The sequence below is a fragment of the Arthrobacter cupressi genome (assembly GCF_900099975.1).
GTDB classification, from domain to species: Bacteria; Actinomycetota; Actinomycetes; order Actinomycetales; family Micrococcaceae; genus Arthrobacter; species Arthrobacter cupressi.
This window is the reverse complement of record NZ_FNEI01000002.1, coordinates 242,650-255,336: the sequence shown is the minus strand read 5'-3', so window position 1 is coordinate 255,336 and position 12,687 is coordinate 242,650. Positions and strand designations below refer to the sequence as shown.

Genomic DNA, 12,687 nt, shown 5'->3' with positions numbered 1-12,687 from the left:
GGGGGGCCGCTGTCGAAATTCGTGGCCGGGCCGGGATGGGCTTGTGGGTTCCTGCCGGGCTCGCGAGCGCGAAATCGCCGGAACGCTGTCAGCTCGCCGGAAATTTCCAGCGAGTCCGCAGCGTTCCGGCGACTTCGGCGCTTGGTCCGGCCCCGGTTACTTCTTGGCGGCAGCCTTCTTGGCAGGCGCCTTGCGGGTGGTGGTCCGCTTGACCGGGCCCTTGGCGCGCTTCTCGGCGAGCAGTTCGATGGCCTTCTCGCGCGTCAGTTCCTCGAGCGGGGTGGCGCGCGGCACGGTGATGTTGGTGACGCCGTCGGTGATGTACGGGCCGAAGCGGCCTTCCTTCACCACGATGTTCTTCTCCGAAACGGGGTCCGGACCGAACTCGGCCAGTGGCGGCACGGCGGCGCGTGCGCCGCGCTGCTTGGGCTGAGAATAGATCTCCAGGGCCTGATCCAGCGTGATGGTGAAGATTTCCTCTTCGCTGCCGATGGAACGGGAGTCCGTGCCCTTCTTCAGGTACGGGCCAAAGCGGCCGTTCTGCACCGTGATCGGGGTGCCCTCGGCGTCCTCGCCCAGCACCCGGGGCAGGCTCATGAGGGCCAGCGCCTCGTCGAGCGTGACGCTTTCCACGGTCATGGACTTGAAGAGCGAGCCCGTACGCGGCTTGGCCTTGACGGGCTTCTTCGGCGGTTTCGGCTTGCCGTTCTTGTAGTACTCGACCGGAAGCGCGGCAAGCTGTTCCTCGGTCATTTCCGGGATGATCTCGGTGACGTAGGCGCCGTAGCGGCCGTTCTTGGCGACCACGGTGTGGCCGGTGTGCGGGTCGGTGCCGAGCACGCGTTCCTCCGGCGCGGAGGTCTCCATGAGTTCGATGGCCTTGGCGGGGGTGAGTTCGTCCGGGGCAAGATCTTCAGGGACGTTGGCCCGCGCCGCTTCCACGATCTCGCCGGTCTTGGCGTCCACGGTGGGCACGGAGCTTTCCAGGTACGGGCCGAACTTGCCCACGCGCAGGGTGATGCCCTCGGCGATCGGTACCGAGTTGATGTCCCGCGCGTCGATCTCGCCCAGGTTGTTCACGATGCTCAGCAGGCCGGGATCGCTGTCTTCGCCGTAGTAGAAGTGCTTGAGCCAGGCGGCACCAACGGCCTGGCCGTTGGCGATCTTGTCCAGGTCGCCTTCCATGTCCGCGGTGAATTCGTAGTCCACGTAGTCCGTGAAGTGCCGTTCGAGCAGGCGGATCACCGAGAAAGCGATCCAGCTCGGGACCAGGGCGGAGCCCTGCTTCCGCACGTAGCCGCGGTCCTGGATGGTGGAAATCGTGGAGGCGTAGGTGGACGGGCGGCCGATGCCGCGCTTTTCCAATTCGGCGGTGAGCGAGGCTTCCGTGTACCGCGGCGGCGGCGACGTTTCATGCCCGACGGCGACAATTTCCGAAGCTTTCAGGGCGTCACCCTTGGCGACGTTCGGCAGGCGGCGGCCTTCGTCCGAATCGTCGTCGCCGCGGCTTTCGTCCTTGCCTTCTTCGTAGGCGGCCAGGAAGCCGGGGAAGGTGATGACGGTGCCGGACGCCGAGAACTCGGCGTCGCGCCCGTCAGCGGAAACCGCGCCGAGGCGGATGGTGGCGGTGGAACCCTTGGCGTCGGCCATCTGGGACGCGACGGTGCGCTTCCAGATCAACTCGTAGAGGCGGAACTCGTCGCCGCTGAGCTGGCCGGCCACCTGGGCCGGGGTGCGGAAGGAGTCACCGGCGGGGCGGATGGCCTCGTGGGCTTCCTGGGCGTTGGCGGCCTTGTTCGCGTAGACCCGGGCGCCCTGCGGGACATACTCGGGCCCGTACAGTTCGGAGGCCTGGCGGCGGGCGGCGGTGACGGCTTCGTCGCTCAGCGCCGAGGAGTCGGTACGCATATAGGTGATGTAGCCGTTTTCATACAGGCGCTGGGCGATCTGCATGGTGCTCTTCGACGAGAAGCGCAGCTTGCGGCCGGCTTCCTGCTGCAGCGTGGAGGTGGTGAAGGGCGCAGCGGGGCGGCGGGTGTACGGCTTGGTGTCGACGGAGCGGACCTGGAAGTCCGCCTTTTCCAGCCCGGCGGCCAAGGACGAAGCGAGCTGTTCGTCAAGGTGCACGGCGTTCGCGGAGGTGAGGACGCCGTCGTCGTTGAAGTCACGGCCGCTGGCAACCTTGGCACCGTCCACCGCTGCGAGCTTGGCCTTGAAGGACCCGCTGTCCGCGCCGAACTGGCCGGTCAGGTCCCAGTAGGAGGCGGCCTTGAAGGCCATGCGTTCGCGTTCGCGGTCCACCACCATGCGGGTCACCACGGACTGCACGCGGCCGGCGGAGAGGCCGCGGGCCACCTTGCGCCACAGCACCGGGGAGATTTCGTAACCGTAGAGGCGGTCCAGGATGCGGCGGGTTTCCTGGGCGTCCACCAGTGCGCTGTCCACGTCGCGCAGGTTGTCCATGGCGCGGTGGATGGCTTCCTTGGTGATTTCGCCGAAGGTCATGCGGTAAACCGGGACCTTGGGCTTGAGCACTTCCAGCAGGTGCCACGCGATGGCTTCGCCTTCGCGGTCCCCATCGGTTGCGAGGTAGAGCGCGTCGGCGTCTTTCAGCTGGGCCTTGAGCTCGGCAACCTTCTTCTTCTTGTCCGGGGACACCACGTAGTACGGCTTGAAGTCGTTTTCGATGTCCACGGCGAACTTGCCCACCGAGGTTTTCTTCAGTTCAGCAGGCAGGTCCGATGGCTGCGGGAGGTCCCGGATGTGGCCGATCGAGGCCTCGACAACAAAGCCTTCGCCAAGGTACTTGGCAATGGTCTTGCTTTTGGCCGGAGACTCCACGATCACGAGTTTCTTGCCGGTTTTTGCCTTGCTGGGCACGGTTCTCCTACGAAAAAAATGGCTGGGGCTGGTGCCCATCTTGGCCTAGTTCACCACAAATTGCAGAATCCTGCCTTTGCTAGGTGGATAAGCCCGGGCTCCGGTCGTCCGGGATCAGGGACCACATGGTGGCCATCCGCTCGGCGCCGTTCGGAATGCTGGCGGGATCTTCCAGTTCGTAGTCGCGCAGGACTTCGGAAATCCGGTGGTTGAGCTCAACGCGCTGTTCCATGGTCAGGTACAGCAGTTTGCTGGCCAGGATCATCGCCGCCGACGAGTCCAGTACCTCTCCCCTGGCCCGCTGTTCGTTCCTGGCGCGCGAGTAGGACAGCGCCCGGCGCCGGAAGACGTCGAGTTCGAGGTCGACGACGGCGAGCTCCGGGTTGGCGACGCTGCCGCCGGAGACGATGTTGAACTCGGTTCCCGCCGCCTTCCAGCGGCGCTCCCGTGCGTCGCCGGTGGTTTCGGCCGGCACGACGATCCCCCACTTCTGGAGGGCACGGAGGTGATAGCTCATGGCACTCGGGGTGAGTCCGGTCTGGGCCGCGAGTTCGGTGGCCGTCCGGCTGAGCTGGGATTCGTACAGCTCGGAAATCACTTCGAGCCGGGCCGCGTGCGCGAGGGCACGGATGGCCTTGGGATCGGTAATTTCAACCGTCTTCTCGACCCGACGCCGGCGTTTCGTGGGGACCTGTTCCGCGTTGGCCCCATTGTCTTCATTCACCGGATCAGTGTAGCCGTAGCCGCTTTGGGTCCCATCCCTCACCCGTGAGCGTCCTCCCCGGCACTCCCCGCCGGCACGGGGTCGGCGGGCAGCAGGAAACCGTCCCGGACCAGGTTGCCGACCTCTGACAGCAGCCCGGACCGGAATGCGTCGGGATCGAAGTCATCCCCGCCGCCAAGCAGCGCCGCGAGGGCGCCGATCAGTTGCCGGACCGTGAGCTCGCCGTCGCAGGCCGAGACGAACCCGGCGAGTTCGGTGCTCAACAGGTTGGTCCGGCGCAGGCCCGCGCCCTGGCGCAGCAGGATGACGCCGGGATGTTCGGCCCCGGGCCGCTGGTGGCGTTCCTCCGTGACGTCCTCGGCGACCAGCAGGTGCGCGTCCTCCAGGGCGTGCCTGGCGAGCCAGTCGGAGCGTTCGACGGCGAAGCCCAGGTGGGGCCCGACCGGCTGCTCGATGGGGTAGGTGATTTCCTCGAAACGGCGCGTGCTGTCCGGTGCTGCTCCGCCCGGCGCCGCACCGTCCGGCGCCGCACCGTCCGCGGGGCGGCGCAGCCAGATCATGCCGAAGCCGACAGCCCCGACGTCCCGGGAGGCAAAGTCTGCCAGGTAGGCGGCGTATGTGCCGCGGTAGAGGGCCTTGTCCCGGCCTTCGGAGGCATCCTGCAGCCAGGTCTCCGCGTAGACCTCCGGCCCGACCTGTTCGCGCTGGATGAACCAGGCTTCGGTGTCCGTCCCGTCCAGCCAGGAGGAGGGCCGTTCGCTCCAGCCCGTGCCGGCGGTGATCTCCCAGTTGCCGAGCATCTGCACCGTCCCGCCGGGAACGAGCACGTCCGGAAGGGCACGGACCAGGCGGGAGACAATCTCGTCCCCCGGCAGGCCGCCGTCGCGGTAGGTGAACTGCGCCGAGGCATCCTCGCCGCCGCTGCGGGGAGTAATGACAAAGGGCGGGTTGGACACCACAAGATCGAACTGTTCGCCGGCCACAGGGTCCAGCAGGGAGCCAAGCCGCAGGCTGACCCGGTCCTCCAGCCGGCCCGGGTCCAGGCCGAGGGCGTCCGCATTCAGAAGCAGGTTGAAGCGGGTGAACGCGAGCGCCCGTTCCGAAATGTCCGTGGCGGTGACATGGCCGCAGTGCTCGAGGAGGTGGAAGGTTTGGATGCCGCAGCCCGTGCCGAGGTCCAGGGCGCGGGCCGCGGGGCGGCGGATGGTGCTCTGGACGAGCGTGGTGGAGGCCTGCCCGATGCCCAGCACATGGTCGTGGCGCAGGACTCCGGGCCGCTGGTGCGCCGCGAGGTCGCTGGAGACCCACAGTTCGACAGTGCGGCCGTCCCCGGCCTCCCAGCCGTAGGGGCGCAGGTCCACCTTGGCGGCGACAGCGCCGCCGTCGTTCTCCACCAGTCCCAGCCGGAGCAGCCCGGCGGTGCCGGTTCCCGGCAGGGCGGCGTCGAGGTGTTCCGCGGACTGCGGAACAGCGAGCAGCCACAGCCGCACGACGACGGCGAGCGCGGCAGCACCATCCGGCTTGCCTTCCAGGGCGGCCGGCTCGGTGGCGAGCAGCGCCGGGACGAGCTGGTCCCGGCCAAGGGCGTCGTGGGCGGAGGCTCCGAGGAGCTCCGCCACGCCGTCGAGGGTGAACCCCACCGCACGCAGATCCCCGGCGAGGGTGGTGAGCAGCTCCGGAAGGTCGCTCCGGGGCGCGTCAGGAGTATTGCCGGCGGTGAAATGCGTTGCGGAATCGGTCACCTTGAAAGTCTAGGGGGACGTTTCCCGCGCCCGCTCCCGGTATCGCGGCTATGTGGAAAATCGCACGTCCCGGAACGGGTAGCGTGGAAACATGGCTTTCCTTCCCTCCACAGCACGGGCCGTTCTGCGTTGCGCGGCGCTGGGCTCCATGGCCGCACTGGCGCTGGCTTCCTGCTCGGCCGCACCCTCAGTGGAGGACGCCGACGTCCCGGCGTGGAAGGCGAAGGTGCTGCCGGCGGCCACCGGTATTGCCCTGGAGGACTCGGGCAAACTCCTCAAGCGTGAGCCGCTGGTCAAGGCAGCGGAGGTCCCCGCGGGCGACTACACCCTGACCGTTGCCTGCGACGGCGGCGGCAAGGCCTTCTTCGCGGTGTCCTCCGGCGGGCGGGAAATCACCGAGGCCGGAGCCGCCTGCAACGGCAGCTACGAGACCGCGCGGGTGGCACTGCCGGCCGGCGGAACCGTGAAGGTCACCACGAACAGCGTGGACGTGCCTCTTCTTTATGCCTATCAGCTGGTCCCGGCCAGATAGCAGTCCTTCGGCTAGGCTCACCCCATGGCTGTGTGGGGACGGGCAATAGCGGTGGTGGCTTTACTGGGTGCCTTGACGGCGTGCGAATATGCGGAGGAAGGCGAACCGCGGCCAGGCGCTTTGCCAAGTTCCTCGCCGGCGGCCCAGCCGGGCCCGGTTCCGGCGCCGACCACCCCTGATGCGGCCTGGCTGGCGAGGATGGACCAAAACACCAAGCGGGTGAACGCCTTGCTGGGATCCTCGGATGGCGCCGTGTTGGGAATGGTCGGCGGTCTCGGCGACGGCCGATCGGCCGCAGGGGCACAGGGATCCACGGGCACCCTCCCGGCAGGCGACTACGTCTTCAAGATCGTCTGCGCCGGCGACAAGGACAAGCAGTTCCAACGGTTCCGCAGCGGCGCCGCTCCGGAAACTTTCACCATTCCTTGCGGCGAGGTGAGGGAAATACACCGGACGCTGCCGGGTGGAACGCTCACGGTCGAACTCGCCGGGCTGAGGAAAGGAACCGAAGCCGTCGGCGGCATCCGGGTCGACAAGGCCCATCCGAAGCCGTAGCGCACGCCCTCAACTCCCCGACGGATTCCCCTGACGGCGCCGCGCGGGCGGGCGTAGAGTCGGAACATGGGCCGTTTCGGAGCCCTCAAGGTGCGCCGGAAACGGCGGCCGTTTGCCGCCGTCGTGCTTTCCTGCGCGGTGGCCGTCGGCGGGCTCGCCGCCTGCGAATACACCTACGACGACGGGCGCGCACCGCTGCCGGAACGCCCGGCTCCGGTGATCACCGACCCCGTGATTCCGAGGGATCCAGGCCTGGACCATACCGTGACGGGCGAGGCGTTGAACGCGTGGGTGCTGGCGGTCCTGCCGGGCATCAACGGCCAGACCTTCTTCACCAGCTACGGTTTCCTGGGTTCAGGGGAATCCCGGATGGAACGGACCGTCCCGTTGCCGGCCGGAACGTACTCCATTACCCTCGCCTGCCGGGGCGCCCGCCAGGCGTCCTACGCGGTGCGGGACGGCACGGTAGCGCTCATCGAACTCAAGATCGATTGCGGCCGGACCCGCGTGAACGTGGTCGAACTGCCGAAATCCACGGTGCTCGCCGTCACCATCCAAGCCAGCAGGCGGGCGAACTTCGCCTACCGGGTGACCAGGATCTGAGCCGCCTGGCTGTCCAGGGCAGGCCGGTCAGGCCGCGCAGCCCTGGGGGCAGCGCAGCGTTTCCGGGCTGGCGGCGCATTCGGCGCAATAGAGCGTGAGGTTGCGGCAACTGAGGTTGGAACAGTTTTCGAACTTGTTAGTGGGGGCTTCGCAGCGGACGCACGCTCCGATCGTCTTGGCGTCCTCGCTGAACTCCACGTGCATCCGCTTGTCGAAGACGTAGAGCGACCCCTCCCAGAGGCCGTGGTCCTTGAATGTTTCGCCGTAGCGGACGATTCCGCCGTCCAACTGGTACACCTCTTTGAAGCCGCGGTTCACCATGAGGCTGGAGAGGACCTCGCAGCGGATGCCTCCGGTGCAATAGGTGACGACGGGCTGGTCCTTGAGCTCGTCGTACTTGCCGGACTCGAGTTCCTTGATGAAATCGTGGGTGGTCGCCACATCGGGGACGATCGCGTCCTTGAACTTGCCGATCTGTGCTTCAAAGGCGTTGCGGCCATCGAAGAACTTCACGTCCTGGCCGGCGGCCTTCTTCTCCTCCAGCATGGCGTGCAGTTCTTCGGGCTTGAGGTGGACGCCTCCCCCAATGACGCCGTTCTCATCGACCTTCAGCTCGCCGGGCGCGCCAAAGGACACGATTTCGTCGCGGACTTTGACGCTGAGGCGCGGGAAGTCCTCCGCGCCACCGTCAGACCATTTGAAGTCGATGTTCCGGAAGCCTTTGTACTCCCGGGTGGTCTTCACGTACTGCTTGACGTTGCCGATTTCGCCGCCGACGGTGGCGTTGATTCCGTCCTTTGAAATCAGGATGCGCCCCGTCAGCCCGAGCTTCTCGCAAAGGGCACGCTGCCACAGGCGCACGGCCTCCGGGTCCGCGATCGGGGTAAATCCGTAGAAGAGCACAATTCTGTTTAAAGCCACGGATTTAAGGGTACCGGGCCGCGGCAAACCGGGGTCCGGCGGGCGTGCGGTCCGGCGGCCCCGAGGCCCGGAGTGTTAATGCAGCTGTTACTGCATTCCCCTATTGCTTCCCCGCCTGCTGGGAATAGTCTCTCTACATGAGTCCAGACGCTTTGGTTGAAGACATCACGCATCTGCTTGAGGTCTGGGTGGCCGGTTGGGCCGGCTGCCGGGGCTATGAGACACGCAAGGAGGGCCGCTTCCCTGCCGCGTTGCGGGCCGACAAAACCGGGGACTGGGAATACTTCGCCCACGACCCCTCAGACGCTGAATTCGCCGAACTGGCGGCCAGGACCTCCGAGACTCCGGCACGCATCCTGACCATCCTCAGCAACGATCTCGCCCGCTACACCTTCCTGGCCAACGAGCACCGGCTGAACATCACCTCCGCATCCCAGACCATGATGATCGTGGACATGGAGACCCAGGACGCCGAGGACCCCTGGCTCTCCGACGATTCTTTGAAACTTTCGACATCCCAAAGCGCGGGCGTCCATTACGCGGAAGTCCGCTCCGGCGAAGAACTCGCCGCCAGCGGGCGTGTGTGCGTGGTGGGCACCACTGCGGTCTTCGACAGGATCGTCACCGAGCCGGCATTCCAGCGCCGCGGCCTGGGCAGCTTCATCATGAAGGCGCTTGCCGCGCAGGCGTTTGAGCACGACGTCGAAAACGGCCTCCTCCTGGCCTCCCTGGATGGCCAGAAGCTGTATTCGCACCTCGGATGGCGGAGCGTCAGCGGAGTCCTGATGCTTTCCACCTCGTCCGACCAGGACGGCGACCTCTCGGTGGACTAGCCCTGGCCCGTTCCGCTTCCGGCGTTTGGGCTTGCTTTCTTCCGCCGGTGACAGAATGTTCTGGTGGACAACGCCGAATCGCTGATCTCTTTGCTGGGCCGACGCCCGGATCCGGAGCAGCTCCGCCATGTCCGCACAATTCCGGCCCGCAAAGCCGTGCACGAACCGTGGCCCGGCTGGGTCCATCCGGACATCGTGGAGGCCTACGGTTCGCTGGGCATCCAGGAGCCGTACCGGCACCAGATTGAGGCCGCCGGCCTCGCCCACGCGGGTGAACACGTGGTGATCGCCACCGGCACGGCGTCCGGAAAGTCCCTCGCCTACCAACTCCCTGCGCTGGACGCGATCCACCGTTCGGAGCTGCGCGTACTCTCCGAGCCCGGACGGATCCATGACGACGGCGCCGTGGCCCTCTACCTCGCGCCCACCAAGGCCCTGGCCGCCGACCAGCTTTCGGCCCTGCGCGCCCTGGGCCTGCCGACAGTCCGGGCCGAAAGCTACGATGGCGACACCGACGTTTCGGCCCGGCGCTGGATCCGCGACCACGCGAATTTCATTCTCGCCAACCCCGACATGCTGCATTTCGGCATCCTGCCGAACCATCAATGGTGGGCGCGCTTTTTCCGCCGCCTGCGCTATGTGATTGTGGATGAGGCGCACAGCTACCGCGGCGTGTTCGGTTCACATGTGGCCAACCTGATGCGTCGGCTGCGCCGCATCTGTGCGTACTACGGGGCGGGCACCTCCTTCCCTGAACCCGTTTTCATCGCCGCGTCCGCCACGGCTTCTGACCCGGGGACGTCCTTCTCCCGCCTCATCGGAGCTCCGGTCCGCGAAGTATCCCGGGACAGTTCCCCACACGGCGCCACCACGGTGGCCCTCTGGGAGCCTGCCCTGACCGAACTCAAAGGCGAAAACGGCGCCCGGACCCGCCGAACCGCCGTGGCGGAAACCGCGGACATCATGGCCAATCTGGTGTCCTCGAGGGTCCGGACCATTGCCTTCATCAAGTCCCGGCGCGGTGCCGAAAGCATCTCGTCCATCACCAGGAGGCTGCTGGACGAAGTGGACCCCGGCCTTCCCCGCAGGGTGGCGGCCTACCGTTCCGGCTACCTTCCGGAGGAACGCCGGGCCATCGAGAAGGCATTGCGCAGTGGAGAACTCCTCGGCGTTTCCAGCACCTCCGCCCTGGAACTCGGCATCGACATCTCCGGGCTTGACGCCGTCCTGGTAGCTGGCTGGCCCGGCACCAGGGCATCCCTGTTCCAACAGATCGGACGTGCGGGCCGCGCGGGCCAGGATGCCATAGCGGCGTTCGTGGCCAGCGACGACCCCCTGGACACCTACCTGGTCAACCACCCCGAGGCGATCTTCGACGTCTCGGTGGAAGCCACCGTTTTCGACCCTGGGAACCCCTACGTTCTGGGACCCCACCTTTGCGCCGCCGCGGCCGAGTTGCCTATCGGGAGCACCGAGCACGGCCTCTTCGGCCCCACCGCCGAGACCCTGCTTGGCCAGCTCGTGGCGCAGGGCTACCTGCGGAGGCGCCCTGCCGGCTGGTTCTGGACGCATCCCGAAAGCGCTGCGGGGATGGTGAACCTGCGCAGCGACGGCGGCGGGCCTGTGAGCATCGTGGACGCGGACTCCGGGACACTTTTGGGGACGATGGACTCGCCGCAGACCCACTACCAGGCCCATACCGGAGCAATCTATGTGCACCAAGGCGACAGCTACCTGGTGGAGGAACTGAACGAGCGGGACCATTGCGTGGTGGTGCGCCGGACCAACCCGGACTACTACACCACCGCCAGGGACGTGACCCAGATTGAAGTCCTGCAGACGCAGCGGACCATGGAATGGGGCGACATCGCGGTCCACTTCGGCGAAGTGAAAGTGACAACCCAAGTGGTCTCCTTCCAACGAAAGGCCCTGGTTTCCAACGAAGTGCTGGGCGAGGAACCGCTCGACCTGGGGGCCCGGGACCTCTTCACCAAGGCGGTCTGGTTCGTAGTGGACGGCCGTTCCCTCCGGGACGCCGGCCTGATTGAGGCCCAGTTCCCCGGAGCTCTGCATGCCGCGGAACATGCCGCGATCGGCTTGCTGCCCCTGGTGGCGTCCAGCGACCGCTGGGACATCGGCGGTGTCTCCACCGCGCTCCATGCCGATACGGGTGTGCCCACGATCTTCGTTTACGACGGCCACCCGGGCGGGGCCGGTTTCGCCGAGCGCGGCTACGAGAAGGCTCGGATCTGGCTGACCGCCACACGGGATGCGATCAAGGCCTGCGAATGCGAAAGCGGCTGCCCTTCGTGCGTCCAGTCCCCCAAATGCGGAAACAAGAACAATCCCCTGGACAAGGACGCCGCCGTGATCCTCCTCGACGTGCTGCTCAAGGACGCGGTCTAGGAACCGGGGGCAGCCGGGCGGCTGGCGGACGCCGCGACCGGCAAAGCCGCTCCCGACGGCGGCGCTGCTGAGGCGTCTAGGGCGGCGGCCCCGCTCTCGAATGCCCCGTGGCGGTTCCGGCCACCGAGCCCTGAAGCAGCCGGGTGCGGACCTCCGCGATTCCTCCGCCAGGAAGCTGGCACGAGGTCAACGTTGCATTGTTCTGCGCGGCTGTCTCTGCCGCCACGGTGCAGGGATCGCCTGGGGTGAGGCCCCGCGCTGCATCCGCGGCGGCCAGCGCAGCAAGGTCCGCGGCCGCCGCGGCCCGTTGCGCCTGCACGGCCGCCTGGGCGAGCAGAAGCGCGGCCGACAGCAGACCGATGACCAGCAGACCCAGGCCGGCGGCGAGAATGGTCCCGGACCCCCGCTCCGAGAGGCGCCCGCGGGCGGGCATCTGCCCCCGTTCCTGCCCTTGCCCCTGCTCCTCCCCTTCCCCCTGCTCCATGTTCGAAGCACGCCGCGTCATGCCACTGCCCCGCCGGATCCGGGCAGCCGGGCACTGCTCTCCTTCCGCCAGGTACCGCCTTCCCCGCTTTCCACAAACCCGCCAAGGGCCAGGAAATCCACGCTTCCTCCCAGCCCGGGACTACGGGGGTTCGGGGCGGCTGACCCGTCCGGCGCTTCGGTCCGCGCGGAGGCCTTCGCCGTGAGGGTCCATGGAATGACAGCCCCGAACGGGCCGCCGACCTTGGCCGATACGGTGACATCCAGCCACTCCCCTTGCCCCGAAACCGCAGCCGTGGCGGTCTCCCCGGCAAGGCGCCGGGCGATCCCCTCCACGGTTGCGGACCCTTCGCCGCGGGCCAGGGCCCGTGCACCCGCCCTCGCGGCTTCTTCCACCCGGAGCTGGGTGATCCCTGCCGCAGCCCCGGCCAGCAGCATGGCCAGAAGGAGGAGCACCGCGGGCAGGGCTACCGCGAACTCGGCCGTCACCGCGCCCTGGTCCTTCCCCGGACCATGGTGCGGGCGTTTCCTTGAACGACGGGCCTTTGCCGCCGCGGTCCCGAACAGCAGGCCACCGTGCGCATGGCCGGGGCGCGGGCTCATGGCAGGGCGAGTGCCGTGCGGATGAGGTTCAGCAGGAAGCTTCTGACTTCCTCGCTCCGGAGGAGCACCACCAGGACTCCGGCAAAGCCGACGGCGGCGAGCGTGGCGATCGCGTATTCCGCAGTAGCCATGCCCAGTTCCGAGGCCGTGAGCCGGCCACGGCGTTTGCCCTGCGGGGCACCCCCGGCAGTGTCCGTGGCGACCGGATACAACTCCACAACGTCGGCAAGGGCCCGCCCTTCGGCAATTGGCCCGGACGTGCCGGGCTGTGCGGACGTGCCAGGCGTCGCGACCTTGCCGGGGTTGGCGCCGTCATGTTGACGGACCGGGTTCGGGGCGGTGCGGGTGATGGTTTGGACTCTCATTTTCGCTTTCCTTTCTCTGTGCCGGGCGGTGTTGCCGGCT

The 12,687-nt window shown here is 67.3% G+C and carries 12 protein-coding genes; 5 read left to right on the top strand and 7 right to left on the bottom strand.

Annotated elements, in window-relative coordinates; translation table 11 throughout:
* Positions 1-156: 156 nt before the first annotated feature.
* The 3 genes from topA to BLP88_RS03535 form a co-directional block, all read right to left on the bottom strand.
* Entirely contained in the window at positions 157-2,880 is a 2,724-nt protein-coding gene (gene topA / locus BLP88_RS03545) for a type I DNA topoisomerase (protein WP_074586948.1), read from the bottom strand.
* Positions 2,881-2,959: 79 nt separating this feature from the next.
* Positions 2,960-3,604 (bottom strand): ArsR/SmtB family transcription factor, encoded by a 645-nt coding sequence (locus BLP88_RS03540; protein WP_245679752.1) that lies wholly within the window; start codon positions 3,602-3,604, stop codon positions 2,960-2,962.
* Between the two features lie 38 nt (positions 3,605-3,642).
* Positions 3,643-5,346 (bottom strand): DUF7059 domain-containing protein, encoded by a 1,704-nt coding sequence (locus tag BLP88_RS03535; protein ID WP_074586944.1) that lies wholly within the window; start codon positions 5,344-5,346, stop codon positions 3,643-3,645.
* Between the two features lie 91 nt (positions 5,347-5,437).
* Between BLP88_RS03535 and BLP88_RS03530 the strand changes: the two genes are divergently transcribed.
* From BLP88_RS03530 to BLP88_RS03520, 3 genes are all read left to right on the top strand, one after another.
* Complete coding sequence (locus BLP88_RS03530) at positions 5,438-5,878, top strand: hypothetical protein (RefSeq protein WP_074586943.1); 441 nt, start codon at positions 5,438-5,440, stop codon at positions 5,876-5,878.
* Between the two features lie 198 nt (positions 5,879-6,076).
* The gene (locus tag BLP88_RS03525) at positions 6,077-6,433 is read left to right on the top strand and encodes a hypothetical protein (protein ID WP_074586941.1); all 357 of its coding nucleotides are present in this window, start codon (positions 6,077-6,079) and stop codon (positions 6,431-6,433) included.
* Positions 6,434-6,499: 66 nt separating this feature from the next.
* Positions 6,500-7,036 carry a hypothetical protein gene (locus tag BLP88_RS03520; RefSeq protein WP_074586939.1) on the top strand — a complete coding sequence of 179 codons (537 nt, stop codon included), beginning with the start codon at positions 6,500-6,502 and terminating at the stop codon, positions 7,034-7,036.
* A 27-nt stretch (positions 7,037-7,063) separates the two neighbouring features.
* Here the strand turns inward: BLP88_RS03520 and trhO are convergent, their stop codons facing one another.
* On the bottom strand, positions 7,064-7,957 hold the full coding sequence (gene trhO, locus BLP88_RS03515) for an oxygen-dependent tRNA uridine(34) hydroxylase TrhO (protein ID WP_074586937.1): 894 nt from the start codon (positions 7,955-7,957) through the stop codon (positions 7,064-7,066).
* 137 nt (positions 7,958-8,094) lie between these two features.
* On the opposite strand from trhO, the gene BLP88_RS03510 reads away from it, so the two are divergent.
* Positions 8,095-8,790, top strand: coding sequence for a GNAT family N-acetyltransferase (locus tag BLP88_RS03510; RefSeq protein ID WP_074586935.1), 696 nt, complete (start codon positions 8,095-8,097; stop codon positions 8,788-8,790).
* A gap of 63 nt (positions 8,791-8,853) precedes the next feature.
* Positions 8,854-11,196 carry a DEAD/DEAH box helicase gene (locus BLP88_RS03505; protein WP_074586933.1) on the top strand — a complete coding sequence of 781 codons (2,343 nt, stop codon included), beginning with the start codon at positions 8,854-8,856 and terminating at the stop codon, positions 11,194-11,196.
* A gap of 76 nt (positions 11,197-11,272) precedes the next feature.
* Here BLP88_RS03505 and BLP88_RS03500 read toward each other — a convergent pair whose 3' ends face one another.
* From BLP88_RS03500 to BLP88_RS03490, 3 genes are read right to left on the bottom strand one after another with little or no spacing between them, the layout of a single operon-like run.
* Positions 11,273-11,701, bottom strand: coding sequence for an Rv3654c family TadE-like protein (locus tag BLP88_RS03500; protein WP_257028155.1), 429 nt, complete (start codon positions 11,699-11,701; stop codon positions 11,273-11,275).
* Positions 11,698-12,282 carry a TadE family type IV pilus minor pilin gene (locus tag BLP88_RS18575; protein WP_084110752.1) on the bottom strand — a complete coding sequence of 195 codons (585 nt, stop codon included), beginning with the start codon at positions 12,280-12,282 and terminating at the stop codon, positions 11,698-11,700. The genes BLP88_RS03500 and BLP88_RS18575 overlap by 4 nt, the downstream gene beginning before the upstream one ends.
* Complete coding sequence (locus tag BLP88_RS03490) at positions 12,279-12,647, bottom strand: DUF4244 domain-containing protein (RefSeq protein ID WP_139163287.1); 369 nt, start codon at positions 12,645-12,647, stop codon at positions 12,279-12,281. Before BLP88_RS03490 ends, BLP88_RS18575 begins: the two co-directional genes overlap by 4 nt.
* Positions 12,648-12,687 lie beyond the last annotated feature (40 nt).

Coding starts and splice junctions, on each gene's coding strand:
- BLP88_RS03530 (WP_074586943.1), top strand. CDS start 5,438: ATGGCTTTCCTTCCCTCCACAGCACGGGCCGTTCTGCGTTGCGCGGCG.
- BLP88_RS03525 (WP_074586941.1), top strand. CDS start 6,077: ATGGACCAAAACACCAAGCGGGTGAACGCCTTGCTGGGATCCTCGGAT.
- BLP88_RS03520 (WP_074586939.1), top strand. CDS start 6,500: ATGGGCCGTTTCGGAGCCCTCAAGGTGCGCCGGAAACGGCGGCCGTTT.
- BLP88_RS03510 (WP_074586935.1), top strand. CDS start 8,095: ATGAGTCCAGACGCTTTGGTTGAAGACATCACGCATCTGCTTGAGGTC.
- BLP88_RS03500 (WP_257028155.1), bottom strand. CDS start 11,701: ATGACGCGGCGTGCTTCGAACATGGAGCAGGGGGAAGGGGAGGAGCAG.
- BLP88_RS18575 (WP_084110752.1), bottom strand. CDS start 12,282: ATGAGCCCGCGCCCCGGCCATGCGCACGGTGGCCTGCTGTTCGGGACC.
- BLP88_RS03490 (WP_139163287.1), bottom strand. CDS start 12,647: ATGAGAGTCCAAACCATCACCCGCACCGCCCCGAACCCGGTCCGTCAA.